22 protein-coding genes and 1 pseudogene are annotated in these 24,393 nt (G+C 58.1%); 6 read left to right on the top strand and 17 right to left on the bottom strand.

The window, feature by feature from the left end; genetic code table 11:
* Positions 1–2: 2 nt before the first annotated feature.
* From GOW60_RS01490 to GOW60_RS01505, 4 genes are read left to right on the top strand one after another with little or no spacing between them, the layout of a single operon-like run.
* Positions 3–1,001 (top strand): ABC transporter permease, encoded by a 999-nt coding sequence (locus tag GOW60_RS01490; protein WP_171227981.1) that lies wholly within the window; start codon positions 3–5, stop codon positions 999–1,001.
* Positions 998–2,098 (top strand): mandelate racemase/muconate lactonizing enzyme family protein, encoded by a 1,101-nt coding sequence (locus tag GOW60_RS01495; protein WP_171227982.1) that lies wholly within the window; start codon positions 998–1,000, stop codon positions 2,096–2,098. Before GOW60_RS01490 ends, GOW60_RS01495 begins: the two co-directional genes overlap by 4 nt.
* Complete coding sequence (locus GOW60_RS01500) at positions 2,095–3,135, top strand: zinc-binding dehydrogenase (RefSeq protein ID WP_171227983.1); 1,041 nt, start codon at positions 2,095–2,097, stop codon at positions 3,133–3,135. Before GOW60_RS01495 ends, GOW60_RS01500 begins: the two co-directional genes overlap by 4 nt.
* Positions 3,132–3,902 carry an SDR family oxidoreductase gene (locus GOW60_RS01505; RefSeq protein WP_171227984.1) on the top strand — a complete coding sequence of 257 codons (771 nt, stop codon included), beginning with the start codon at positions 3,132–3,134 and terminating at the stop codon, positions 3,900–3,902. Before GOW60_RS01500 ends, GOW60_RS01505 begins: the two co-directional genes overlap by 4 nt.
* A 30-nt stretch (positions 3,903–3,932) precedes the next feature.
* Here the strand turns inward: GOW60_RS01505 and GOW60_RS01510 are convergent, their stop codons facing one another.
* The 7 genes from GOW60_RS01510 to GOW60_RS01540 form a co-directional block, all read right to left on the bottom strand.
* Positions 3,933–4,352 carry a secondary thiamine-phosphate synthase enzyme YjbQ gene (locus tag GOW60_RS01510; RefSeq protein ID WP_171227985.1) on the bottom strand — a complete coding sequence of 140 codons (420 nt, stop codon included), beginning with the start codon at positions 4,350–4,352 and terminating at the stop codon, positions 3,933–3,935.
* 111 nt (positions 4,353–4,463) lie between these two features.
* On the bottom strand, positions 4,464–5,327 hold the full coding sequence (locus GOW60_RS01515) for a sugar phosphate isomerase/epimerase (RefSeq protein WP_171227986.1): 864 nt from the start codon (positions 5,325–5,327) through the stop codon (positions 4,464–4,466).
* A gap of 11 nt (positions 5,328–5,338) precedes the next feature.
* Complete coding sequence (locus GOW60_RS01520; protein ID WP_171167389.1) at positions 5,339–6,229, bottom strand: NAD(P)-dependent oxidoreductase; 891 nt, start codon at positions 6,227–6,229, stop codon at positions 5,339–5,341.
* 224 nt (positions 6,230–6,453) lie between these two features.
* Positions 6,454–7,635 (bottom strand): mannonate dehydratase, encoded by a 1,182-nt coding sequence (gene uxuA / locus GOW60_RS01525; RefSeq protein ID WP_171227987.1) that lies wholly within the window; start codon positions 7,633–7,635, stop codon positions 6,454–6,456.
* The gene (locus GOW60_RS01530; protein WP_171227988.1) at positions 7,632–8,684 is read right to left on the bottom strand and encodes a Gfo/Idh/MocA family protein; all 1,053 of its coding nucleotides are present in this window, start codon (positions 8,682–8,684) and stop codon (positions 7,632–7,634) included. Before GOW60_RS01530 ends, uxuA begins: the two co-directional genes overlap by 4 nt.
* A complete protein-coding gene (locus GOW60_RS01535) occupies positions 8,681–9,682 on the bottom strand; it encodes a Gfo/Idh/MocA family protein (protein WP_171227989.1) in 1,002 nt (333 codons plus the stop codon). Before GOW60_RS01535 ends, GOW60_RS01530 begins: the two co-directional genes overlap by 4 nt.
* Positions 9,679–10,695: a Gfo/Idh/MocA family protein gene (locus GOW60_RS01540; RefSeq protein ID WP_171227990.1), complete on the bottom strand. Its 1,017-nt coding sequence runs from the start codon at positions 10,693–10,695 to the stop codon at positions 9,679–9,681. Before GOW60_RS01540 ends, GOW60_RS01535 begins: the two co-directional genes overlap by 4 nt.
* A 123-nt stretch (positions 10,696–10,818) precedes the next feature.
* Between GOW60_RS01540 and uxaC the strand changes: the two genes are divergently transcribed.
* Complete coding sequence (uxaC, locus tag GOW60_RS01545) at positions 10,819–12,162, top strand: glucuronate isomerase (protein ID WP_171228345.1); 1,344 nt, start codon at positions 10,819–10,821, stop codon at positions 12,160–12,162.
* A complete protein-coding gene (locus GOW60_RS01550) occupies positions 12,163–13,359 on the top strand; it encodes a mannitol dehydrogenase family protein (RefSeq protein ID WP_171227991.1) in 1,197 nt (398 codons plus the stop codon).
* Here GOW60_RS01550 and GOW60_RS01555 read toward each other — a convergent pair.
* The 10 genes and pseudogenes from GOW60_RS01555 to GOW60_RS01600 all read right to left on the bottom strand — a co-directional run bounded on the left by GOW60_RS01555 (position 13,346) and on the right by GOW60_RS01600 (position 24,348).
* Positions 13,346–14,209: a sugar kinase gene (locus GOW60_RS01555; RefSeq protein ID WP_171227992.1), complete on the bottom strand. Its 864-nt coding sequence runs from the start codon at positions 14,207–14,209 to the stop codon at positions 13,346–13,348. The genes GOW60_RS01550 and GOW60_RS01555 overlap by 14 nt on opposite strands.
* Positions 14,206–15,087 (bottom strand): DMT family transporter, encoded by an 882-nt coding sequence (locus tag GOW60_RS01560; RefSeq protein WP_171227993.1) that lies wholly within the window; start codon positions 15,085–15,087, stop codon positions 14,206–14,208. The genes GOW60_RS01555 and GOW60_RS01560 overlap by 4 nt, the downstream gene beginning before the upstream one ends.
* A gap of 3 nt (positions 15,088–15,090) precedes the next feature.
* A pseudogene (locus tag GOW60_RS01565) lies at positions 15,091–16,011 on the bottom strand (NAD(P)-dependent oxidoreductase); the annotation flags it as partial.
* A gap of 104 nt (positions 16,012–16,115) precedes the next feature.
* Entirely contained in the window at positions 16,116–17,120 is a 1,005-nt protein-coding gene (locus GOW60_RS01570; protein ID WP_171227995.1) for a Gfo/Idh/MocA family protein, read from the bottom strand.
* Positions 17,117–18,619 carry a UxaA family hydrolase gene (locus GOW60_RS01575; protein WP_171227996.1) on the bottom strand — a complete coding sequence of 501 codons (1,503 nt, stop codon included), beginning with the start codon at positions 18,617–18,619 and terminating at the stop codon, positions 17,117–17,119. Before GOW60_RS01575 ends, GOW60_RS01570 begins: the two co-directional genes overlap by 4 nt.
* A gap of 24 nt (positions 18,620–18,643) precedes the next feature.
* On the bottom strand, positions 18,644–19,594 hold the full coding sequence (locus GOW60_RS01580; protein WP_171227997.1) for a phytanoyl-CoA dioxygenase family protein: 951 nt from the start codon (positions 19,592–19,594) through the stop codon (positions 18,644–18,646).
* Between the two features lie 10 nt (positions 19,595–19,604).
* Positions 19,605–21,227 carry a TRAP transporter large permease subunit gene (locus tag GOW60_RS01585; protein WP_171227998.1) on the bottom strand — a complete coding sequence of 541 codons (1,623 nt, stop codon included), beginning with the start codon at positions 21,225–21,227 and terminating at the stop codon, positions 19,605–19,607.
* Positions 21,227–22,135, bottom strand: a complete 909-nt coding sequence (locus GOW60_RS01590; protein ID WP_371808007.1) for a TRAP transporter small permease subunit — start codon at positions 22,133–22,135, stop codon at positions 21,227–21,229. Before GOW60_RS01590 ends, GOW60_RS01585 begins: the two co-directional genes overlap by 1 nt.
* Entirely contained in the window at positions 22,086–23,255 is a 1,170-nt protein-coding gene (locus tag GOW60_RS01595) for a mandelate racemase/muconate lactonizing enzyme family protein (RefSeq protein ID WP_171228346.1), read from the bottom strand. Before GOW60_RS01595 ends, GOW60_RS01590 begins: the two co-directional genes overlap by 50 nt.
* Before the next feature lie 79 nt (positions 23,256–23,334).
* Entirely contained in the window at positions 23,335–24,348 is a 1,014-nt protein-coding gene (locus GOW60_RS01600) for a TRAP transporter substrate-binding protein (RefSeq protein ID WP_152458529.1), read from the bottom strand.
* Positions 24,349–24,393 lie beyond the last annotated feature (45 nt).

Raw genomic sequence — 24,393 nt, forward strand, 5'->3', positions numbered from 1 at the left:
CGATGTTGGATGAAACGGCTTTTGACCTGCGAAAATACCTTCGACGTAATTCGGCCTCGGTGACAGTGTGGATCGCACTTCTGGCTTTGATCCTGTTCGGGCTGATGCGCTATGACAACTTTGGCAGCGCCTACAATTTCTCGTCTTTCCTGAATTACAACGCGATGTTCATCGCGATTGCGCTGGGCATGTGTTTTGTGATCATGACCGGCGGGATTGATCTGTCGGTCGGATCCGTGGCGGCCTTTACCTCGGTTGTTGCGGCCTATCTCAGCCCATACGGGATTCAGGTTGCGCTGCCGGGGGCCGTACTTGCCGGGGTGGGCTTCGGAGCGATCAACGCCTTTTGCATTATCATCCTTCGGATTCCGCCCTTCATCGCCACTCTGGCGACGATGCTTGCCGCAAAAGGCGGCGCATTGGTGATTTCGGGCGCCCAGACAATTTCAGTCGATTGGGGGTCGAACTTTACTAAGCTTGGCATGGGGCAGGCGTTCGGTCTGTTTCCATGGGCAATCGTCATCGTGGCCGGACTGACGCTGGCACTTTGGCTGGTGCTGGAAAGAACAACCATCGGGCGGACCGTGTTGGCGATCGGGGGCAGCGAGGATGCCTCGAACCTCATGGGCCTGAAAGTCAACCGGGCCAAGGCTTTCGTTTACCTTCTATCGGGTGGCTGTGCTGGGCTGGCTGGCGTCTTTCTGGCCTCGGGCTTTGGAGCCGGACAACCCCTTGAGGGCGTCGGATGGGAATTGTCGGCCATCGCATCCGTCGTTGTGGGCGGCACTCTGTTGACGGGTGGAATGGGGTCGATCCCCGCGACGGTGGCCGGCGCGCTGCTGCTGGGTCTGGTCTTCAACGTTCTGAACTTTGAAAACGGTCAGGGGACCATCAGTTTCAGTGCCTATTGGCAGATGGTCATACGTGGAGGCTTTCTTTTTGCGGTCATCCTTTTACAGTCTCGGGTTATTGCCAGGCAGCAGAAGGTCTTGGGTTCGTGAATCGCATAGAAAGTGTTTCAGCGCGGCTGTTCAACGTCCCGCTCGCCGAAGTCCTGGTTGACGCCAAACATGGGGATCACACGTTCTTTCAATTGATCACCGTTACCATTCAAACGTCGGATGGGGTTGAGGGGGTTGGGTACACCTATACGGGCGGCAAAGGCGGTCATGCCATTCTGGCGATGATCCAGCATGACCTTGCGCCGTTCCTGGTTGGACAAGACGCCGAACAGATCGAAAGCCTGTACGATGCCATGCAGTGGCATGTGCACTACGTTGCACGGGGCGGGATCGCCTCGTTCGCTATTTCGGCCGTGGATATTGCACTTTGGGACATTCGCGGCAGAACGCAGAATGCACCGCTGTGGCAAATGGCCGGCGGAGCGTCCAAACAGTGCAAGGCCTATGCTGGCGGGATCGACCTGAATTTCTCGTTGGAGAAACTGCTGCGCCAGACCGAAGGCTACCTTGCGCGTGGGTTCAACGCGGTCAAGATCAAGGTTGGGCAACCGGATCTGGCCGACGATCTTGCACGTGCCCGGGCAGTGCGCGAGATGCTGGGGCCGGACCGGTTCTTCATGGTCGATGCGAATTACTCCATGAGCGTCGAACAGGCCATCGAGGCCGCCCGAGGGTTCGCCGACTGCGATATCCTGTGGTTCGAGGAACCGACTATTCCAGATGATTACAAAGGCTATGGCCGAATTGCCGAAGCCACTGGCGTTCCCCTTGCCATGGGTGAAAACCTGCATACCATTCACGAATTCGAGTACGCCTTTGATGACGCGAAGCTGAGTTTCATCCAGCCCGATGCCTCAAATTGCGGCGGGATTACCGGCTGGTTGCGCGTGGCCGCGCTGAGTGCTCAGCATGGCATTCCGGTTTGCAGCCATGGCATGCAGGAATTGCACGTCAGCCTCGTTTCGGCGCAACCCAACGCGGGGTGGCTGGAAGTACACTCATTCCCGATAGACCAGTACACGACCCGTCCGCTGGTTGTGGAAAACTGCCTGGCCGTGGCCCCGGATACGCCGGGAACCGGAGTGGAATTCGACTGGGACAAACTGAATGCGGAACACAAGGAGATGCATACATGACGACCCAGACGATCTCTGCGGCGTATTATCGGGGCAACAAGAGCTTTGCCGTAGTACAAGCCGCGGCGACAGCTCCGGGCCCCGGCGAGGTCGCCATTCGCGTTGCCTATTGCGGGATTTGCGGGACGGATATGCACGTCTACCACGGTAACATGGATGCCCGTGTCGGTCTGAACCGGGTAATCGGGCACGAGATGTCCGGTGTCGTCGAAGCGGTGGGCGAGGGCGTCGACACGATAAAGCCTGGCCAGAAGGTCGTTGTCCGACCGCTTGATCACTGCGGAGAATGCCCAGCCTGCAAACGGGGGCATCAGCATATTTGTCAGAATCTCAAGTTCCTGGGCCTCGACACTGACGGCGCAATGCAAGAGATCTGGACCGTTCCGGCCCATACGCTGCATGTTTTACCGGATGACTTGCGCATGGATCACGCGGCGCTGATCGAGCCGGTCGCCGTTGCCTGCCACGATGTGCGGCTATCCGGCCTGCAACCTGGCGAGGACGTTGTCGTCATCGGCGGCGGCCCGATCGGCATCCTGGTTGCCATGGTCGCGCGGGACGCGGGTGGCAAGGTCGTGATCTCCGAAGTGAATCCGAACCGTCTGGCGATTGCTGAAAAGCTTGGTTTTGACACGATCAACCCAATCGAAACCGATCTGGTGTCCAAAATAAACGCGCGCACGGGCGACAAAGGGGCGGATGTGGTTTTCGAGGTATCGGGAACGCAGCCCGGTGTTGATGCGATGACCGCCGTTGCCGCGACGCGGGCCCGGATCGTGATGGTCGCGATCCATGCCCAAAAGCCCCAGATCGACCTGTTCCAATTCTTCTGGAGAGAGCTGCAACTGATCGGTGCTAGGGTCTATGAGCCTGAGGATTACGAGAAGGCGATCGCAGTTGTCGCTTCGGGCGGAGTGGACGCGGATGTTGTGATTACCGACGTAAGCCCTCTGTCAGACATTCAGGCTGCGTTCGAAGCACTGGATCGCAGCCCAACCGCAATGAAAAGCCTGATCGAAGTAGGACCGCGTTCATGAGTGTTTTGCAAAGTTTCGACCTGACGGGAAAGACTGCGCTTGTGACCGGGTGCAAACGGGGCATCGGGCGCGGCATGGCCGAGGCATTGGCATCGGCCGGAGCTGATATCATCGGAGTGTCGGCCTCGCTTGAGCTGTCCGGGTCTGATGTCGAAAAAGCCGTGACGGCGATGGGACGCAATTTCCGGGCTTACCAATGCGACTTCTCGGATCGCGCTGCGCTGCATGCGTTTATTGATCAGTTGAGGGCAGACGGACAAACTATTGATATCCTTGTCAACAATGCCGGCACGATCAAACGCAAACCCGTCGCCGAACACCCGGACGACTGGTGGGACGAAGTGATCGAGGTGAACCTGTCCTCGCAGTTCGTTCTGTCCCGAGAGATCGGCAAGGACATGCTGGCACGCGGCTCGGGGAAGATCATCTTCACCGCATCGCTGCTGACATTTCAGGGGGGCATCACTGTGCCGGGCTACGCGGCCTCGAAAGGCGGGATTGGACAGCTTACCAAAGCTTTGGCCAACGAATGGGCCGGGCAGGGCGTGAACGTGAATGCGATCGCCCCTGGTTACATCGCGACCGACAATACCCAAGCCCTGCAGGACGATCCGGTCCGGTCGAAGTCGATCCTGGAACGAACACCTCAGGGCCGCTGGGGTACGCCTGGTGATTTTGCCGGACCGGTGGTCTTTCTGGCTTCTGCCGCGTCGGACTACGTCAACGGTGAAATCCTTGTCGTCGACGGGGGCTGGATGGGGCGGTAGCACCGTCAACCCTCCATGGGGCCCAAGGCATCAATCCCCGATATAATGCACCTTCAGCCGGCGGGTTTTAGGTGCCTCGCGATGTTCGAACAGGTACAGGCTTTGCACGCGGCCCAGCGGAAGCTGCCCCTGTTCGACCGGGATCGATACCTGAGTTTGCGTCAACAGCGCCCGCAGATGCGACGGGGCGTTGTCGTCTTCGGTCGGGCGGTGGTGATACTTGCCTGGTGACTTGGGTACGAGTTTCTCGAAGAACGTCTCGATATCCTTGACCACTTCGGGATCGGCATTGGCTTGCACCAACAGCGCGGCACCTGTGTGGACGCACCAAAGGGTCAGCAGACCCGAGCCAAATCTATGTTCGGACACCGCACGCTGAACAATCCCGCTGATGTCGGTGAGGGATTTGCCGGGCGTTTCAATGGACAGCTCAAAAAACTCGTGCTTCATCCATCAGACCCTTTCCTTGATCTTGCGCGAATGCGCCCAGCTTTCCGCACCCCATACGGCATTCAACTTTGAGGCTTAAGTATCTGATTAATAACACTCTATAGCTTTCTTTCATGCAAACAGGCTTTTGAACCTGTCTATGCACAGACGAAACCCATCTTCGAAATTTCCGTTGCCGGGATGATAAACGCTTTCGAATGAAATCACGCCATCATAGCCGTCGGATCGGAGCGCGTCGGCGATGGGTTGGAACAGAGGCGCAAGCTGACCTTCCCCCATGCGGCGCACTTCCAGCGTTGCCCTCGGTGTGTCGACCTTTACGTCCTTAATGTGAATGTGACCCAGATAGCCGCCGCGCAATTCTTCATAACCGTCCGGATATGCCAGTTCATGGCACCAGCAGTTGTTTCCGGGGTCCCACAGCACTTTCAAAGTGTCTAATGCGTCCAAATCGTCAATCAGCTTGCGGGCTGTATAGTTGGAGTTGACCAGGGTGCCGTTTCCGGTTTCTACGACAAGCGTCACCCCCTCAGCTCTTGCCAGTTCAACCGCTGGCGCGATTAACGGAGTCATCGAGTCCCATACCCCATGCGCGACGTTCCACTTCTCGGCGCCGTTTTTTCCCCACAGTATCTGCTCTTTTCGTTGGGTCATGATCCGAACCAGCGGAGACCCAACAACATGCGCCATATCGATTACGCGTTTCAAGGCGTCCATGTGCCCGGTGTGCAGGTCGTCACCGGGCCTGTTTGCAGCTGTCATCCCGGCAAAGATATGGCGCGACAGACAGGACACAGGCTTGCCCCGGTCACGCAAGAGCGCGTCGATCTCGGCAATTTGCTGCGGGGAATGGTCCCCAACCTCCGTATCACCAACGAACTGAAGCTCTGCATAGTCCAGACCGAATTCGTCCATCACGTCAACGGCATGCCGCAAATCGCGGGAAATGCCGTCGCAAATCACACCTAGTTTCATGTTCAGCCCCCTCAGCGATGCAATTCTGCGCCAACGATCTCTTCGATGACGCGGGTACACACCCAATTGTCGCCGTTCGGGTATTTGGTTTTTCCGGCGTGAAAGATCTGCATTGCGGACGAGGCTGTATGCATCGGAACGCCCAACGTACCGGCCAGTGCCAGAGAGATCGTCAGGTCCTTGTGCATGGTTGCGATGTGGCTGCCGGTAGCTTCGAACTTGCGATCAATGATGTTTTCAAGGGCGGTATTCACCACACCGCACCCCGCGCTGGAGGATGAGAACACGTCAAGCAATGCCTGACCGCTGACACCGGCTTTGGCCGCTAGGGCCGCAGCCTCGAATGTGGCGGAAAAGATCGATCCGATAAGGGATTGCAGGCAGGCTTTCACGGTTTGGCCGTCGCCGGCGTTTTCTCCGACCCGATGAATGGTTGCTGACACTGCCTGCATTACTTCGGCGTTTCGGTCCAGCACATCCGCTGCGGCGGCAGCCATCATCGTCAATGTGCCGTTTTGCGCGCCGGGAAACCCACCCGAGACCGGCGTGTCGATCAGATGAATTCCCGAGCCCTCCATGTCTTGCCCGATAGCGCGGGCTTCGGCCGGGGTAATGGTCGCCGACAGGATGACCGTTCCGCCTTTGGCCATATTCGCAACCAGCCCGTCTTCACCCAGAATGACATCGCGTGCCTGATCTCCGTTCATAACCATGACAAATACGCTGTCGGCGTGACGACCAACCTGTCCAACGCTGTTCTTGGGCAGGCCGCCCATGTCGGCAAATGCCGTCATGCGTGTCTCGCTCAGGTCGAAACCTGATGTTTCAAAGCCATTCTTGATCAGGTTCTTGGCAAGGCCGCTGCCCATGTCGCCAAGACCGATTACGCCTGCAGTTTTCATTTGGAGTCCTCCCGTTTTTCCGCCATTTCCGTATGGCAGACGTTTCGAAAAATGATGCCCAATCGCATCGGATTTCGCGGGAGTTTCACGCGTCTTGAACAGACGTCGGGCGAGTCCGGAAGACACCCCGCTGCCCGTTTACGTGCCGTAAGTAAACGAAGAATGCGGCGTTCAGGCAAGCAAAGAAGTGTTCCGGGCGGGAAGAAACCGCCTGACCGGACGCGTTATGAGAACGCCGCCATAATGCCGCGCAGTTCCGCCAGCCCGCGCATACGCCCGATCAGCGGATAGCCCGGAGTGCTGTGTCCGCCCAGATCGCTCAGCAGTTCTTGTCCGTGGTCAGGCCGCATCGGAATTTGCCAGTCGCTGCGTCCTTGGGATTTGCGGCGGCGCTGTTCGTTCATCAACTCGCGAATTGTGCCGACGATGTCGGTGTCGCCCTCCAGATGCGGAGCCTCATAGAAATCCGGCTTATGTCTGTCCGACCCCGCGATGCGTCGGGTATTTCGCAAGTGAACAAAGTGAATCCGGCCGCCATGCCGGCGCACGAAATCCGGCCCATCGAATTCCGGGGAAACACCCAGGGACCCGGTACACAACGTTGCGCCATTCGACGGTATATCAACGGCATCCAAAACGGCGCCGTAGTCATCGGAGCTGGACATGATCCGCGGCAGGCCAAGCAACGAGAATGGCGGGTCATCAGGATGACAGCACAAGCGCAGCCCCAGTTCTTGGGCCACCGGAGCGACCTCGGACAGGAAATCGACAAGGTTTGCGCGCAGCCGGTCACGGTCGATATGTGCATAGGTCTGCAACAAAGCGCGCACGTCCTGCACGCTCCACTGATCGTTGGCGCCGGGCAATCCCGCAGTGACATTGTGCTGTAACTGGGCTTTGGATTCATCCAACATGTGCAAGAAGCGATCCTTGGCCGTTTGCTGGACGGCGCTGGAATAGTCTTCGGGCGCGCCCGGACGTTCGAGAATATGTATGTCAAATACAGCAAAGTCGGTCAGGTCGAACAGCATGGCCGTTCCGCCATGCGGCTGCGGGGCGCGAAGGGCGGTGCGCGTCCAATCCAGGATCGGCATGAAGTTGTAGCAAACGACTTTGACGCCACGGGCGGACAGGGCCCGAAGGCTGGATTTGTACGCCTTCAGATGTTCGGCCATGTCTTCGGACTGTGTCTTTATCGCCTCGGAGACGGGCAGGCTTTCGACAACGTCCCAACTGTACCCGGCCGCGGCCAGAACGGCCTGCCGGTCGGCTATGCTTGGTTCATCCCAGGGCTGTCCCGGAGGGATGTGATGCAGCGCGGTGACGATGCCCTGAACCCCGACCTGATGGAGATCGGCCAGGGCGATCGGATCATCGGGTCCGAACCAACGCCAGCATTGTTTCATGGCAGCCATCCTTCATACAGCGGGTGATCAGGCCTGATAGGAAGAGCAACGCGCTGCCCGGTGCGCGCCGCGTGATAAATCGCCGTCACAAGGCCGATGGACGCAGCGCCATCCTTCAACGTAACGGCCGAATTTGCCTCGGACCGCAGCGCCTTGCCGATTTCAGTAAAGTACCCTTCGAACCCCGTTGGTTCGGCAGCGGCGGCTGCAAGGGCCTCGTCGATAGCGGATTGATCCACAGGGTCCCGCGCGACGAATGTCCAGGGCGTTTGACCCGGAGCGTAAGGTTCGGTGCCAGAAGTGGCAGTCACCTTTTCAAAGACGAACCGCAGGCGGGTTTCGTCCGTGGCTGCGCCCAAGGTGATATTGCTTGTGCACAAAGCGCCGGAAGTCATGCCAAAGCAGATTGCGGCGCAGTCTTCCGTCTCGATCGGGTTGACCCGCGTTGTGGTCATTGCAGACACCCAGGCGATATCGCCCGCGATATGAGTCAGCAGATCATGGTTGTGGATGGCGTGGCCCAGCACTGCGCCGCCGCGTTCTCCGGCCCATGTTCCCCGCCACGGCACCGCGTAATAGTCCGCCCCTCGGGACCAATGGGTTTCAAGCGCGGCAGTTTGGACCGCTCCGGTCAGGCCTGCGCGTTGCAGGTGGCGCAATTGGGCCAGTGACTGGCCCCACCGGTATTGAAAAACCGGAAACACCTCCTTGCCCGCGTCGCGTGCGGCTGCCGTGATCCGATCCACATCCCGCATCGAATTCGCAAGAGGCTTTTCGCAGACAACGTGTTTTCCTGCGGCCAGTGCTGCAAGGGTAGTCGGTACATGAAGGTGGGGCGGCAGGCAAATGTCGATGACATCAATCGCCGGATCATCCAGCGCGTCCTGAATATTGGTCAGTGCTCGAAAATCCGAGTTCTGCCGGATCTGTTCGATCCGGTCCTTATTCTGGTCGACCACGGCGGTTACCCGGAAAGTACGGTCAAGCCGTTCCAGTGCGCTCAGATGTTGCGCACCGATACCTGCGCCAAGGATCGCAACGTTGATCATCTGCGTTCCGCCATTTCCTGCGCGTACAGTGCCAGTTCCATGACCGTAAAGCAGTGGGCCTGCGACATCGCGGTTTCGGTCCGGTTGCGGATGTCATCGGCCAGTCGCGCAAAGTATGGAAGGCCGGCGTCGGATGCGTCGATCTTTTGGCAGGTTTCGCCGTTGACGAGGATCAGATGATCTGTCCCCGGTGCTCCACCCACGTCGACGTATTTCCGCAACTCGATATATCCTTCGGTGCCCAGGATCGTCAGACGACCATCCCCCCAGTTCGGCAAGGCCTCCGGCGTGAACCAGTCAACCCGGATGTATCCGGTGCCATTCTCGCTGCGCAGATTGACCTCGCCGAAATCCTGCAATCCGGGATCGTTGGGATTTGCATAGTTCGCCACATAGGCGTTCGTGATTTCTGCGGTTTTCGAACCCGTGTAGTGCAGGAACTGATCAATCTGATGAGAGGCGATGTCGGTCAGAATGCCGCCATAGCGGTCACGCTGAAAAAACCATTCTGGCCGGGTCGCCCGGTTCAATCGGTGTGGGCCAAGCCCGACCGTCTGGACCACGCGCCCGATGGCACCGGCCTCGACCAGCTCGGTCGCCCGGGTGCTGACGGGCGTTTCGAACCGTTCGGAGAAGTTCACCGACCAGATGCGACCGGTGTCCGCGACCGCTCTCTTGATCTGGTTGAGATGTTCGAACGTCGTGCAGCCCGGCTTGTCGCTCATGACATCCATGCCATTCTGCATGGCGCGGATCGTCAACGCGGCCCTATCTGCCGGTATTGCCGAAATCAGAGCGAGATCCGCCCCGCAGGTCAGGGCGTCTTCCAGTCGGGCCAGCCGCGGAATATCGGGAAACCTTTTGACGTAGCCCGCCAGCGTTTCCGGATCGCCTTGTGTCCAATAGCCAACGCAGTCCACGCCGATTTTGCGTATGTTTTCTGTCATGCCATAGATATGGCGGTGGTTCAGGCCAAGGGCGACGCAAGTCAGGCTCATGAGATGACTCGTGTTTTCTGGCCGGTTCGATTGGCGATCTGCATCGCGTCTATGACGGCGTGTGTCAAAAGGGCACTGTGTCCGGTGGCCATGGGCAGCGTTCCACTGGAAACGGCCTTGGCAAAATCCTCGATGACCGTCTGATGCCACGCATGCGTGAACGCCATGGGATCGGCCCCTCCGCCTGTGGTGGCGGTTTCGCCAATGGTGGATTTCTGACCGTCGAAAGTGGTCAGGGTCAGGACACCTGACTCCAGATGCGCCTTGGCGCGCGTGCCCTGGATGGTGATTGATTCAGCGGCCCCGGGGAATTCGGCGGTGGTTGCCATCAACGTGCCCACCGCGCCGCTGTCCATTTCAAAGACTGCACCTGCCCAATCCTCGGCCTCGAGATCGTGCAGTGGAGTTTTCCTCATCACGGCCTGAATGTCCGAGATCGGCCCCAGCATCCACATCGCTAAGTCAAGCGTGTGGATTGCCTGCGAGATCATGACGCCGCCACCGTCGCGTGCAAAAGTGCCGCGACCCGGTTCGTCGTAGTAGCTTTGATCGCGCCACCAGGGGACACGGATCTCGACCGTGGCGATCGCGCCCAACTCGTCCTGTTCGATGGCTGCTTTCAGCGCCTGCGAGGCGGCGCGGGCGCGGTGCTGAAAGACGATGCCTAGCGGCACGCCAGACACCTCGCACTGCTCGACAATGGCTTTCGCGGCGCCCAGCGTTCTTTCAATGGGTTTTTCCATCAGGATCGGTTTCGAAGCGGTCGAAAGAACCCGCACCAACTCTCTGCGCTGATCGGGCGGGGTTGCGATGATCGCAAAGTCAACGTTTGGGTCGTTTGCGATTTCCTCGACCGAGCCGAATGCGCGAGTATCGTTTCGCCGCGCGAACTCAGCTGTTTTTTCAGTATTGCGCCCGAGGACGCCGGCAAGACTGAGGCCTTGTTCCGATGCCCGAATGGCGGCGACATGCGTGCCAGAAACCATCCCCAAACCAATCAGCGCAATATTCATTCAATCCCCCGGATCACCCGGTCAGTCTGCGGGTTCGAACGGGAAAGATGCAACCATTAAAAACTGTGTTAACAATTGCGGGCGGCAGTATCGGAGGCAGAATTGACTGGTAATTTGAATGGGATGGCAGAAGACCTGTATCTGGGCATCAAAGACCTGCCGATCGTGTCTCCGCATGGTCACTGCGATCCGGGTTGGTTTGCAACCGATGCGCCGTTTCCCAACCCCGCAGAACTGCTGGTGGTTCCCGACCATTACGTGTTCCGTATGCTCTATTCGCAGGGCGTTCCCTTGTCAGAACTCGGCGTTGGGGAAGAGGGGCGAAAGAAGGATCCTCGCGCCGTGTTCCGCACCTTTGCCGAGCACTGGCATCTGTTTCTGGGAACGCCATCCCGGATCTGGATGAACTACGTGCTGCATGAAACGCTGGGCGTGTCTGACGAGTTGTCTTCGCGCACGGCAGACCTGATCTATGACAAGATCTCAGAAAAGCTCGCGCAACCCGAATTTCGCCCGAGGGCTTTGTTCGACAGGTTTGGGATCGAGGTTCTGGCTACCACGGATTCCGCTCTCGACGGCCTCGTGGAGCATCAGGAGATCCGTGCAAGCGGTTGGGGCGGGCGGGTTGTTCCGACGTTCCGCCCAGACGGGGTTTTGGATGGGGCGGATCCGGAGTTCGTACAGAACCTGAACAAGTTGGGTGAACTGACAGGTTGCGATCTGGGCAGCTATGATGGCTACCTCAACGCGCTGCGGATGCGGCGGGCTTATTTCATACAGCTGGGCTGTACCGCCACCGACCACGGTATCGAACGCGTACAGACCGAGTGGCTGGAAAACCCGGATGCGATGTACCAGCGGCTGAGACGGAGGGAAAGTACCGAACAGGACGCCCGTCGGTTCTATGGGCATATGCTGATCGAAATGGCGCAGATGTCTGTCGATGATGGTCTTACCATGCAGATACATGCTGGCAGCAAGCGCAACATGAACCATGCAGTAATGCGGGATTTCGGACGGGATAAGGGGGCCGACATTCCAATAGCGATGGACTGGGTCACGGGCCTTGAGGCACTGTTGAACCGGGTCGGAAACACGGCGGAACTGCGCATCATTCTGTTTACACTGGACGAAAGCACCTATGCCCGTGAACTGGCCCCGATGGCGGGACATTGGCCATGCCTTCGGATAGGGCCGCCTTGGTGGTTCCATGACAGCCCAGCCGGGATTGCGCGGTATTTCGATCAGGTTGTTGAAACGGCCGGATATTTCAATTTGGCCGGATTCAATGACGACACGCGAGCCTTTCTGTCCATTCCTGCACGACACGACCTTTGGCGGCGGGGCGTAGCGATTCATCTGGCCGAGCAGGTTGCGCGCGGTTACTTCGGTCGGGACAGTGCCGAGCATCTTGCGCGGTTGCTGGCGGTTGATCTGGCGAAACAGGTTTACGGGTTGCAAAGCTAGATGGGTACAATTCTTCATTTCGGCCTTGGAAACTTTTCCCGGGCGCATTTGCTGGACTACACCGATCAAGCGGGCGGATGGGACGTTGTCGGCGTCAGCCTGCGTTCATCCTCGGTTCGAGATGGATTGGCCCGTCAGGGTTTCGAGTACGACCTGTGCGTACAGGGGCAGGGCGTCCGGCGCATCAAGGCTCTGCGGGACGTTCTGGTCGCGCCCGAGGATCGTGCAGCGGTATTAGACGCGATGGCGGATGCCGAGATTATCTCGGCGACCGTGACCGAGAAAGGTTATCATTTGGATGCCGCGGGCAAGCTGAACCTTCAAGATTCGGCGATTGCCGCCGATCTGGCGGGGCAAGGGCCTGCGACGCTGATCGGGTTTCTGGCTTTTGGCCTTGCGGAACGGCGCAAGCCAGTGACGGTGCTGAGTTGCGACAACCGCATGGAAAACGGAAAAACGCTCGAGATGGCCGTTTCCGATTTTGCGAATGCAGCCGGTCTGGACGTCAATTGGGATGCCGTTCGCTTTCCCAACGCGATGGTCGACCGGATCACCCCAGCCACTACGGACGCCGTTCGCGCAATCAGCGGCGATCCGATGGCCGTTCCGACCGAAGCGTTCTCGGAGTGGGTGATCGAAGACAATTTCGCCGGTCCGCACCCGGATTGGCCGGGCGTGCAACTGGTCGATGATGTGGCACCGCACGAGATGCGAAAGCTGCGCATGTTGAACGGTGCCCATTCCCTGTTGGCTTATGCAGGTTTGGAGCGGGGCCTGACCTACGTTCACGAAGCGGTTCGAGACCCGGTTTTGCGCCCGCTGGTTTCCGGGTTGATGAAGGATGCGGGCGCAACGCTGCCCGCTGCGCTGCAAGCGCAGGTCATGGACTATGCCGAGGCTCTGTTGCGCCGGTTTGAAAACCCCGAGCTGGCGCACCGTTTGGACCAAATAGCGATGGATGGCAGCCAAAAGCTGCCCTATCGGTTTATTCCCACACTCCGTGAAACCGGGTCTCAGGCGGCGATCACGGGGGTGCGGGCCTGGATTTCCTATTGCACGTCCGAGACCGCCAAGGGCAGGGCGCTGAACGATCCTTGCGCGTCGGAAATCGCTTTGGCTGCCAAGCAGCCAGATCCGCTAGTGCCGCTTTTGCGTCTTGTCGGCGCCGAAGACCTCGCGCCACTTATCCGGGAATGATGGCGCCGCGGAACTGAACAACGGTGGATGCCAGATTGTGTCCAGCCATCAGGGCCTCGGCCTGTGATTTCCCGGTCAGCAAGGCCGCGAGGTACCCACCGTTGAAACTGTCGCCCGCTGCTGTGGTATCCAGTACGCTCTTGGCAGGTTCATAGGTTTGTTCAATGTTCTGACCGATGGACAGAGGGCCATTCTCTCCGCGTTTCAACGCACCGATGCCGTGATGGACGGCAAAGCGTGCTGCCACCTGATCCGCGCTTTCCCCGAACAGTGCCATCTCGTCGTCGATGGATGGCAGGGCAATGTCAGCACGCCGCCAAAGCCGCTGGTTGATCTGCCGGGCGTGTTCAACGCTGTCCCAAAGACGCGGACGAAAGTTGCTGTCATAGACCAACCGGACGGAAGAGCCTTCGAGCCAGTCCAGAAGTGCAAGCCGAACCGCATGCGGAAGAATGGCCACGGAAATACCTGACAAGTAGAGCACGTCGTAACCATTTAGCGGGCTGAAATTGTGATCGGCAAAAAGCTGACGGGCGGCCGCCTCACTGCGCCAATAGGTAAAGCTGCGTTCACCGTCCGCGGATGTAGTGATTGCATATAATCCAGGAGAGGCGTTCGGAATGATGCGGATGCCGGATGTCCCGATGCGATGGCTGTCGATGAAGTCCGCGATGCGCCCCGAAAACGGGTCGTCACCCAGACATGTCACATACTCCACCTGCAGGTCAGGCGCAGCGCGGCGCATGTAGATGGCCGTGTTCAGCGTATCCCCCGCGACGCCGACCTTTGCGCCGGTTTCCAGCATGGACAATTCAATCATTGCTTCGCCGATGCAGGCAATTCGCGTCATTTCTTTTCTCTTTTCCAGATGATTAGCCCGGCGACCATGATCAGCGCAGCTCCTGCCAACGTGAATGCATCCGGTACCGTGTTAAAGAACAGATAACCCCAAATCGCAACATAGACTAGGAACGAATAGGTGAATGGCATCAACTGGTTTGCCGTTCCGAACCGATGCGCGTTCGTCAGCAGTTGATGCCCGCCCCAGCCAAAGACGCCAAGGCCGATCAGGACAATCAGGCTCCAGGTGTTTTCCGGCTGGACCCAGAACCAGAGGGCGAAGGGCAACAGAACCACAGTCCCGGTAAGTCCGAGGTAGAATTGCATGGTGTCCACGGCAACAACTCCGGACAGCCTGCGCGTCATGATCGAGTACAGGGCCAACGCGGTGGCGTTGTAGACGATCAGCAGCATGGTTGGATGAAAGGCCGAACCAAACGGCCGCACGACAACCAACACCCCCAGAAAGCCCAGGATGATGGCCGCCCAACGCCATGGGCCCACGCTTTCTTTCAATACAAAGACGGACAGAAAACACACGATGACCGGGCTGGAAAACATGATTGCCGATACGACGGTCAGAGGCAAAAACCGCAGGGCATAGAAATTGAAAACAGTCGCCGAGATCAGCAACAAGGCCCGGCTTATGACTTGCCATGGATGGTCCGTTTTGAACCGGCCAGCCTCAATCCCACCTTTGGCGATCACACCCACCGAGATCACGAAGTGCCCCGCATAGCGCATGAACGCCAACTGAAATGCCGGCACGCCGGCCAACGCCAGCCACTTGGCCCCAAGGTCCACCAGCGAAAAGAACAGCCACGCCATCAGCATCAGCACGATGCCAAGGCGCGGCAGGTCCGCAGTGGGGTTGGCGGTGACGCCCATCGATCAGGTGTTGAAACGCTTGACGTAGTAGTCAACCATCTGGCTGACCATGTCATCTGCCTGACCGTGGTCGCGCGCGTCGTTCAGCGCCGAAAGCGCCCCCTGCGACATCACGCTTGTAACGCCTGCCTCGCGCGCCATTCGATCATAGTAACCAAGGTCTTTTGCAGCGTTCTTGATGGCAAAGGCCAGCTGGTTTGGGTCATTCTCGACACCGTAGGCCTTCACGAAATCCATCATTCCGGAATGCAGCGGCCCTGCGGCCATTACGTCATACAGCTGCTTGCGGTCAACACCGGTGATGTCGGCCATGGCAAAGGCTTCGGCCATCGCGTTCGCGACCGTCATGCCGAAGAAGTTGTTGATCAGTTTGATCGTGTGTCCCGATCCGACCGGGCCAAGGAAAAAGACGTTCTCGCCCAGGTCCTTCAGTGTCGGCTCGGCCTTGTCGAAGGCAGCCTTGTCGCCGGACGTCATGATGTTGAGCTTGCCTTCCAGCGCGTGCGAGGGCGTCCGGCCAAGCGGCGCATCAAGATAGCTTCCGCCGGCTGCGGCAACCTCCTTTGCCAGGGCGCGCGTGCTGCCCGGAAGCGAGGTGCCAAAGTCGATGACGATCGCCCCGGGTTTCAATCCCGCGATCACTCCATCAGCGCCGCGCATACGGCCTTCGACCTGTTCAGAGGTTCCCATGCACAGCATCACAATGTCGCTGGCCTGAGCCAGCTCCAGGGCGTTTTGCGCCTCGCGGGCGCCCCGGTCAATCGCGGCGTCCAGATGTGTGCGGTCTCGATTTCCCAACACGGTGACCGAGTATCCCTGGTCCAACAGCCGGCTCACCATGGCTCCGCCCATGAGACCCAGGCCGATAAACCCGATTGATGGTTTGCTCATTGGTTTCCCTTTCCGTAAATGTGTCTGGTTTTCATTCTTGTGTCTGGCGTGTGCGGTTTCGCGGTTTGGATGCTAATTCGCCCGGCGGACAATCGTTGGTTCTTGAGTGGCAGGTATATTGCCGGACCGCATGTCCATCAGGCCGGCGCCCGCACTCGAGCTGATCGCGCCTTTAGCCCCATTTCGATCCGTGATGTGACTTCGAGCGTCCGGGCCGCATCCTCGACGTCGATCAGTGGAGACGCGCCGTCGATCACGTCAAGGAAGTGATCCAGTTGCGCCTCCAGCGGTGCGCGTTGCTGTTCCGGTCGTGTAAGTTGGTTTTTTTGGGCCGCAGTGCTCCAATCATTTCCGCGCCACAGGGTCATGGAGGGAAAACTGACAGCGCCGCTGGTTCCCGTGATCCACATCATGTCCTGGCGGGTCGTGCCGATGTTCGGATTTTCGCCGGTTCCGGCTTCAAACCCCCAGGGACTGGGCGCGGTGTCAGCAAAGCTGATGGCGCCCGTCGCGCCGTTTTCGAACGCAATCGCGACCGCGCCGCTTTCTATCCGATCCGATCCGCGGATCGACGCGCCGGGCAGGGCGACGACTTCCGAGATTTCTCCGATCACAAAGCGCAGGACATCGATATCATGCACCAGGTTGATCATGACCGGGCTGCCATCCGAAGTCCGCCAGTTCTGTTCAAAATAGCTTTCGGGCTTGCGCATGGCCCACAACAACGAGACGTTGATGACTTGTCCGATCGTACCGTTCTCGATCACTTTTTTCAGGTGCTGCAAGGTGCTGTGATACCGCCGGTGGTGCCCCACCAGGCTGCGGATCTCGGCTTGACGAACGGCCGTCTTCAGGCGCAGGGCATCCTCCACCGACGCGGCAACCGGCTTTTCGATCAGCATGTGCCAACCGCGGGATGCCGCCAGAATGCCATGTTCGGCATGCAGGCGGGTCGGCGTTGCAATGATGACGCCATCCACCGGGTCCCGCACCTCATCCATGCTGACAAAACGCGGCGCGTCGATCTGGATCGAGCCGTCCGGATCGGCCAACCCGACCAACATGCAGCCGGGATGCTCAATCACGGCGCGCACGTGGCGGATACCTATCAATCCGCCGCCGGCTACAAGGATCCGTTTCACATCACCGCTCCGATCTGCCATGGAACGAATTCGTAATCACCCAAGCCCTGCGCCTCGGACTTGGTTCGCGCGCCCGAGGCGACTTGGAGCAGTCGTCGGTATATTTCCTGTCCTTTTTCTTCGACGCTGACGCCTTTGGTCAGGATGTCGCCTGCATCCACGTCCATGTCTTCGGGCATGCGCGCTGCCAATTCCGAATTGGTGGCGATTTTAAGCGTGGGCGCCGGTTTCGATCCAAATGCAGAGCCGCGCCCCGTGGTGAAGCACACAAGGTTGCACCCAGCCGCGATCTGGCCTGTCACCGAGGCTGGGTCATATCCGGGGCTGTCCATAAAGGTGAAGCCCTTTGCGGTGATGGGTTCGGCGTATTTGAACACACCGGTCAAAGGGCTGGTTCCGCCCTTCGCCGCCGCCCCCAGCGATTTCTCAAGGATGGTCGTCAAACCCCCTTGTTTGTTGCCGGGGCTTGGGTTGTTGTCCATCGAACCGTGATTGCGGGCGGTGTAGTCCTGCCACCAATCGATCAGTCCGATCAGCCTTTCCCCGGTTGCGCGATCAAGGGCACGGCGGGTCAAAAGGTGTTCGGCTCCGTAAATTTCGGGCGTCTCCGCCAAGACACCCGTGCCGCCTTGGGCGACCAACAGATCGCAGGCGCGTCCAAGCGCCGGGTTCGCGGTCACTCCGGACCAGGCGTCCGATCCACCGCATTGCAGCGCAACCATCAATTCGGACGCAGGGGCTTCGCTGCGCCGTGCCTCATTGGCAATGGGAAGCATCTGATTAATCTTGGTAATGCCCATTTCCACGGTCCGGCGCAGTCCGGCGATGTTCTGGATGTTCATCGTCTGGAAAGTGGGGCTCTGTTTCAACCCATATGCATTCAACAGCCAGTCGATCTGGTTCATCTCGCAGCCCAGACCGACCATCAGAACGGCAGCGTGATTGGGATGTTTGGCAAACCCCCACATGACCCGTTGGAGAGCTTCGAAACCGTCGCCTGAATCGGCCATTCCGCAGCCTGTTCCGTGGACAAAAGCCACCACGCCGTCGACGTTCGGAAACTCGGCCAGCTTGTTCGGCGTGAAGTGATTGGCGATCATGCGGGCCGCTGTGGCAGAACAGTTCACGGTGGTCAGAACCGCAATGTAATTGCGCGTGCCGACCCGACCACTGTCCCGATGGTAGCCCATGAATGTATCGACCGATGCGGCGGGTCTCATAGGCCTGTGATCAGTCGCATACTCGTAGTCCACGCTGGTGTTGCGGAACTCGACATTGTGGGTGTGCACATGATCGCCGGGGTGGATCATTTGGGTCGCGTAACCGATGATCTGGGCATATTTTCTTACCGGATCGCCCGGTACAATCATCTGCGTGGCGACCTTGTGGCCCGAGGGGACGCGCGCATTGGTCGTGACATCCTCGACCACACTGCCGACCTCCAGGGGCCGAGTGGCAACCACCACGCTATCCGTTCGATCTAAACGTACAAAAGTCATAATCAGCGTTCCTGGCAGCCGAATCTAAGCGCAAAAGGGCGAGTCCGATGTCCACCGGTGAATATCTATGTGCGGCTGCCCGGACAGCCTTGCCCGCGCCGCCTCCCAATTTGACTTGCAGACACGCCAATCCCGCAGCTCGGTTTCGGGGCGCGATCTGGACCTCGCGATGAAGCTTGGGAAATGGTCTCGACCGGTGGGTTGGCCTGCTGCACTGAAGCGGATGTCGAACGACCAGCGGAACCGGTCCGTTTCATTGACCAGCGACGCATGTGGCGTCAGAGGGTGAAACAGGATGATCCCGCCCGCCTTGACAGGCAGGGGCAGGGCGCGGTCTTCGTCGATGAACCCGTCGGCAATGCCTGTCTGCGTCCGCGCACAATGCGGCAGGATAGATTGGTCCTGTGTCATTGGCAGCACTTGCAGGCAGCCGTTTTCGACCGTTGCATCGTTGACGGCGATCCAAACCGTGACCATGTCGGTCTGGTCTGCATCCTCCAACGCAACTGCCCGGTCCTGATGCCAGTCCGTTGCGGTGATATGCGCCCGCACCTCGTCCTTGGACAGCTTGAGGGCAGGGGGCTTCAGCCGAACATGCTGGATCGGATTGCTGACCAACTCTGGCCCGATCAACTGCTCGACGATGTCCAGCATGGGTTGGGCCGTCAGCAAGTCGAACACGGCGGGCCCAATATGGAAAGGTGTGTCCGCCATGATCCGGTCGCCGGGCAATGAGATGTCCAGCGGCTGGAAATAGTCGCAACCGGCCTGATAGGCGGACAGGAGTTTGTCCCAGAAGGACATTCCGGATGGTTCGTCCTTGACCAGCCCTTTATCGTACCAACCGTCATATAGCCGGTTCAGGACATTCGAGTATTCGGACTGCACCCGATCCAGGACATCGCCGGGAATTACATCCTCGACCACGAGGTATCCATCGGTCTGGAACTTGCCAATCTGTTTCTGTGTCAGCATGTGTGCAACCTCACAAAAGCAGCGCGATGATGCCCGGCCAGATCAGAAGAACGGAAAGCGCCAGCAACTGGATCCCGATGAACGGCAGGAAGCCGCGGAAGATATCCGTCAGGCTGATATGCGGCGGAGCTACAGATTTCAGATAAAACGCAGCCGGACCGAACGGGGGGGACAGGAAGCTGACCTGCATGTTCATACAGAACACGACGCCAAACCAGATCGCGACATGACTCGGTTGCAACTCGCCAATGAGACCGATTTCCTCGATAGGAAGGCGCAGGACGATCGGCAGAAAGACCGGAATGATTAACAGCACGATGCCGACCCAATCCATGAACGCGCCCATGAACAGCAGGATCAGCATCATTACCAGAATGACCAGCATCGTCGGCAGGTCCTGCCCGACGATCAGATCGGCAACGTATTGGGGTCCGCCGGCAATGGTGTAGGCACCCGCCAGCGCGGCGGCCCCGATGGTGACCCATATGATGGTGCCTGTGGATTTGAGCGTCCGCATCAAGCTGTCCCAAACCAGCTCGAACGATCCTTCGCCCCGCAGGATGGCGATGATCAGAACGGCGAAGGCGCCCATGCCTGCAGCCTCGGTGATGCCGGTGATCCCGCCATAGATCGAGCCGAGTACGACGCCGATGACGACCAGCGGCGCGACGAGACCTTTGCCCATTTCCCACCCGATTTTGGCGCGCTGTCTGCCAAAGACGAAGAAGATCAGCAGTAGCGCGATGATCGTGATGCCGGCAAACCAGGGCAGGTAGTCAGCCGTACCCAGCCGTGCGGGCTCGCCCTGGCTGGCAGCGTTCGAGCCGGAAAGCTCGAAAAACGCGGCCCGGATAAAAAGAACAGTAGAAAACCCAGCGACGACGATGCTCATGAAGGCCGCAAACAGTTTGCGCTTTTCGGCCGGTTCGGGGTCGCTCGGGTCCGGTTCCGGCAGCGGCGCGTGGTGAGGATTCAGCCGCGTGCGAATGATGATGTACAGGATGATCATCGAGGCCAGCATGAAGCCGGGAATGAAAGATGCGGTGAACAGCGACTTGATCGAGGTTTCGGTGATCAGCCCATAGATGATCAGAACGATCGAAGGCGGGATCATTGTACCCAGCGACCCCGAGGCGCAGATGACGCCGATCGCGAGGTTCTGATCATAACCGAGGCGCAGCATCTGGGGCAGGGCGATCAGGCCCAGCAGGACAACCTCACCGCCGATGATGCCGGACATGGCCGCCATGATCACTGCCATGATCGAGGTCACGATCGCGATACCGCCACGCGTTCTGGACAGCCAGACATTCAGCGACGAATACATGTCGCGCGCGATCCCGGACCGCTCTAGCAGCGACGCCATGAAGATGAACAAAGGCACGGAAATAAGCACGTAGTCCGTTAAGAGCCCGTATATCTTTTGCGCCAGGATATAGAGCGGCCCAGTGCCTGGCCGCCCGGTGAGAATCCCGTCGCCGAATGAAAACGGGTTCAAAAGGAGTGTCGGTTCGAACTTCAGGACAAGAACCAGAACCGCAAGCGAAGCCGAGGCCAGACCCAGGGGCATCCCGATCGCCAGGAGAATGATCAGGGCGACCATCAGGATGAGTGAGATTGTTCCAATATCCATCAGTCTTGTCCCACCGCCCTTTTGATCATTTCAATTTCGTCTTCGTCCGGTTCATCTGTGTGGATTTCCGGTTCTTTGTTCCAATCCGCGACCAAGTTCAAAATTGCCTGCATTGCGACGAGCGTAATCACGATCAGTACCATCGGCTGCAACGTCGCCGGGATCGGAGGATTGAAGGCGGAGCCGTAAAGCTCCCATTTATAGAGCTTGTTGACGAACACCTGTTTGTAACTGCCGTAGACCAGAAAGAAGGCAAACAGGACGATCAGTATTGTTGAAACCGTGTCAAAAACGCGCTGAAGCCAACGTGGAACTGCGTCGTAAAGCAGGAATATTCGTATGTGACTGCGTTGCTGCATGGCATAGTAGCCAGACATCAAAAACACAAAGCTGGCGAACCACAGTGTCATTTCGTTGGCCCACTCGGTCGGCTTCTCAAGGATATAGCGCATGAAGACTTCGTAGAGCATGACGACAGTCATGATTGCTATCATCATCATCGTAACTCGGCCGATGAACAGGGCGAAACGATCCATAACCGTCGAGCCTTCGAACTCCATCGTCGCCGGGCGCACGGTCTTTGTACCAATCACTGCAAGAAACGGCAGAAGGACGAGCGCGGCCACGTCGATGATGTCGACAAACCCCCCGAACACACCAGGCAATTCGGGCGTGACGTCGCTGCGTAGATATATTTCCGTTACCTGACTTTTGAGGGATTCAGAGGTGTAAGGCAGCCAATCCAATAGGAATGCTGGAAGATGCCAAACAAGCCAACTGGCAGTCGCGACGAAGGCCAACGGTATGAGCCATTCAATTGGTCCGCCTGAATTCTTGTGCATCGCGTAACCCTCGTCCCTATCCTTCGATCCTGTAATGATCGATAAAGTCTCGATCCGGCTCGACACCCAGTCCGGGGCCAGTCGGGATCATGACACGGCCATTATTGGCCTTGACCTGATTTTGAATTTCCAGCGGTACGGTCAGCAGATCGTCCCGAAACTTGTTGTCCGTTGTGTCGAACTCCAGCATCGGCTCCCAAGGATGCAAACCGCCTGGAATTGCTGGCATGGCCGCCAGTAGGTGCAGATTAGTTGCGACGGCGATGGCGCTGCCCCAGACGTGATTTACGACCGGAGTGAAATGTGCGTGGCATAGGGCCAGTACCCTGAGATACTCTGAAACACCGCCCAAAGCGCATACTTCTGGCTGCGCTATGTCTATACCTCGATTTTCAAGAAGACTGCGCCAGGCCCAGCGATTGAATACCGCCTCTCCGCCCGAGATGTTGACTTTAAGCGAAGCGCGCAATTCTCGGTATCCTTCCATGTCTTCTGGCGCGACGGGTTCTTCGAACCAATATGCGTCCAGCTCTTCCAGCGCCCGACCGACAAAAAACGCGTCCGAAGTCGTATAGGCATGGTTCGCATCGACCATAAAAGGAAAGTCGTCACCAACTCCGCGTCGAACTGCTTCGCACAGCTTCACATCAGGCTTCGGGCCAAAGCCCGTTTTCATTTTGGTGGCGGTAAATCCCATTGCCTTGATCTTAGCGGCTTCATCCTCAAAACGGCTGGCCAGATGAGAAATCGGTTCATCCCGGAGCATCATTCCGTAGCCGTAGCAAGGAACGCTTTTGCGATGCGCGCCCCCGACAAGTTTATGGAGGGGGAGGCCAGAGATTTTTCCGGTGATGTCCCAAAGTGCGATGTCCACCCCGGACAAAGCCTGTATTGGCATTCCGCCTTGGCCATGGTCTCGCAAAAGGTTGTACACCTTGTGCCAAATCACGTCTTTGTCCAAAGGGTCCAAGCCGAGGACCATTGGTTGGATGACCTTTTCCACGATGGACTTGTTGGCTATGGCTACGTTTCCGGGACCAAAGCACTCGCCCCAACCGGTTACCCCTTCATCTGTCTGAATCTCGACCAGATGGGTTGTGCGCCTGTCATAATACTGTTGCGAGTAGCCCAGAACTTCCGGCATGTCGTACTGCAGTACATGACTTATAATTCTGGTAATTTTCATGAAGTTCTGAACCCTGGCGCAGATGCGGAGAGGCCGCTGATGCGGCCTTTCCGAGTGTCCTAATTCGGTCGAAGCCTGATTACTGCATTGCGCCCAGGTCACGCAGGAAGTTGATGTGGCTTTCCAAAAGCGCCTGTGCCTCAGGAGTCGTTGCGAACTCAGTCCAACCAACCTGAACGGCCGCGCGATACGCTGCCAGGTCTTCAGGCGACCATTCGTACAACTGAACACCTTTTGCCTTCAGGTCTTTTGCAGTCTGAGCGTTCTGCACTTCATTGATTGTCGCATTGTGCAATGCCAGGCTATCCATTGCGACTTCCATGATCTTCTTGTGGTGCGCAGGCATCGCTTCCCAGACGTCTTTGCGACAGGCTAGGTGATCTGCGGGCATCGAGTGGAAACCGGGATAGTTTGTATGACCTGCGATCTCGTACAGACCGAGGCCCACGTTGTTAGTCAGGTTCGCAGCATCCGCACCATCAATGATGCCGGTTTCCAAAGCCGTAAAGATTTCGTTGAAGTCCATCACGATCGGAGAAGCCCCAAGTTCCGCGAACACTTTGGTTGCAAGGCCCGGAGGCGAGCGGAATTTCCAATCCTTGAAGTCTTCCACTTTTGCAATCGGCTTGGTCGAAGAAAGCGACTCCGGCCCGGGAATCCACCATCCGATGAACTCCATGTCGTAGCCGTTGTATAGATCGTTTACAGCTTCTCTTCCGCCGCCATGAAGAAGCCAAGCCATTTGCTGGTATGGGTTCTGATATCCGCCGAGCAGGTCACCCGCAAACTGGAAGGCCGGGTTTTTCCCGGTCTGATAGCCGCCGCCAGTCATGTCGCAATCCAGAATTCCCGTGGCTGCGGCATCGAAGGTTTCAACTGATTTGACCACCGAAGAGGAATAGAACATTTCAACTTCGATTTCGCCGTTCGACATTTCCTGAATGTCTTCAACGAATTTTGCAGCCATCTGGCCAGACAGAGTTTCGGGCGAAAAATGGGTTTGAATTCTAAGCTTCGTTGTTTCGGCCATCGCGAAACCGGCTGCCATTGTCGTGGCTACGGCCGCCACGGCCGCTGTCTTGACTATTTTCATATTGTCCTCCCAGACGTTGTGCGTTGCGCGGTGTGGAAGATCTTG

It is taken from the genome of Ruegeria sp. HKCCA4008 (genome assembly GCF_013033125.1).
In the GTDB taxonomy this organism is placed as follows: Bacteria; Pseudomonadota; Alphaproteobacteria; order Rhodobacterales; family Rhodobacteraceae; genus Ruegeria.

Excerpts from the sequence above, each read along its gene's own strand:
- GOW60_RS01490 (WP_171227981.1), top strand. The coding sequence starts at position 3 with ATGTTGGATGAAACGGCTTTTGACCTGCGAAAATACCTTCGACGTAAT.
- GOW60_RS01500 (WP_171227983.1), top strand. The coding sequence starts at position 2,095 with ATGACGACCCAGACGATCTCTGCGGCGTATTATCGGGGCAACAAGAGC.
- GOW60_RS01505 (WP_171227984.1), top strand. The coding sequence starts at position 3,132 with ATGAGTGTTTTGCAAAGTTTCGACCTGACGGGAAAGACTGCGCTTGTG.
- GOW60_RS01510 (WP_171227985.1), bottom strand. The coding sequence starts at position 4,352 with ATGAAGCACGAGTTTTTTGAGCTGTCCATTGAAACGCCCGGCAAATCC.
- GOW60_RS01515 (WP_171227986.1), bottom strand. The coding sequence starts at position 5,327 with ATGAAACTAGGTGTGATTTGCGACGGCATTTCCCGCGATTTGCGGCAT.
- GOW60_RS01520 (WP_171167389.1), bottom strand. The coding sequence starts at position 6,229 with ATGAAAACTGCAGGCGTAATCGGTCTTGGCGACATGGGCAGCGGCCTT.
- uxuA (WP_171227987.1), bottom strand. The coding sequence starts at position 7,635 with ATGAAACAATGCTGGCGTTGGTTCGGACCCGATGATCCGATCGCCCTG.
- GOW60_RS01530 (WP_171227988.1), bottom strand. The coding sequence starts at position 8,684 with ATGATCAACGTTGCGATCCTTGGCGCAGGTATCGGTGCGCAACATCTG.
- GOW60_RS01535 (WP_171227989.1), bottom strand. The coding sequence starts at position 9,682 with ATGAGCCTGACTTGCGTCGCCCTTGGCCTGAACCACCGCCATATCTAT.
- GOW60_RS01540 (WP_171227990.1), bottom strand. The coding sequence starts at position 10,695 with ATGAATATTGCGCTGATTGGTTTGGGGATGGTTTCTGGCACGCATGTC.
- uxaC (WP_171228345.1), top strand. The coding sequence starts at position 10,819 with ATGGCAGAAGACCTGTATCTGGGCATCAAAGACCTGCCGATCGTGTCT.
- GOW60_RS01550 (WP_171227991.1), top strand. The coding sequence starts at position 12,163 with ATGGGTACAATTCTTCATTTCGGCCTTGGAAACTTTTCCCGGGCGCAT.
- GOW60_RS01555 (WP_171227992.1), bottom strand. The coding sequence starts at position 14,209 with ATGACGCGAATTGCCTGCATCGGCGAAGCAATGATTGAATTGTCCATG.
- GOW60_RS01560 (WP_171227993.1), bottom strand. The coding sequence starts at position 15,087 with ATGGGCGTCACCGCCAACCCCACTGCGGACCTGCCGCGCCTTGGCATC.
- GOW60_RS01575 (WP_171227996.1), bottom strand. The coding sequence starts at position 18,619 with ATGACTTTTGTACGTTTAGATCGAACGGATAGCGTGGTGGTTGCCACT.
- GOW60_RS01580 (WP_171227997.1), bottom strand. The coding sequence starts at position 19,594 with ATGCTGACACAGAAACAGATTGGCAAGTTCCAGACCGATGGATACCTC.
- GOW60_RS01585 (WP_171227998.1), bottom strand. The coding sequence starts at position 21,227 with ATGGATATTGGAACAATCTCACTCATCCTGATGGTCGCCCTGATCATT.
- GOW60_RS01595 (WP_171228346.1), bottom strand. The coding sequence starts at position 23,255 with ATGAAAATTACCAGAATTATAAGTCATGTACTGCAGTACGACATGCCG.
- GOW60_RS01600 (WP_152458529.1), bottom strand. The coding sequence starts at position 24,348 with ATGAAAATAGTCAAGACAGCGGCCGTGGCGGCCGTAGCCACGACAATG.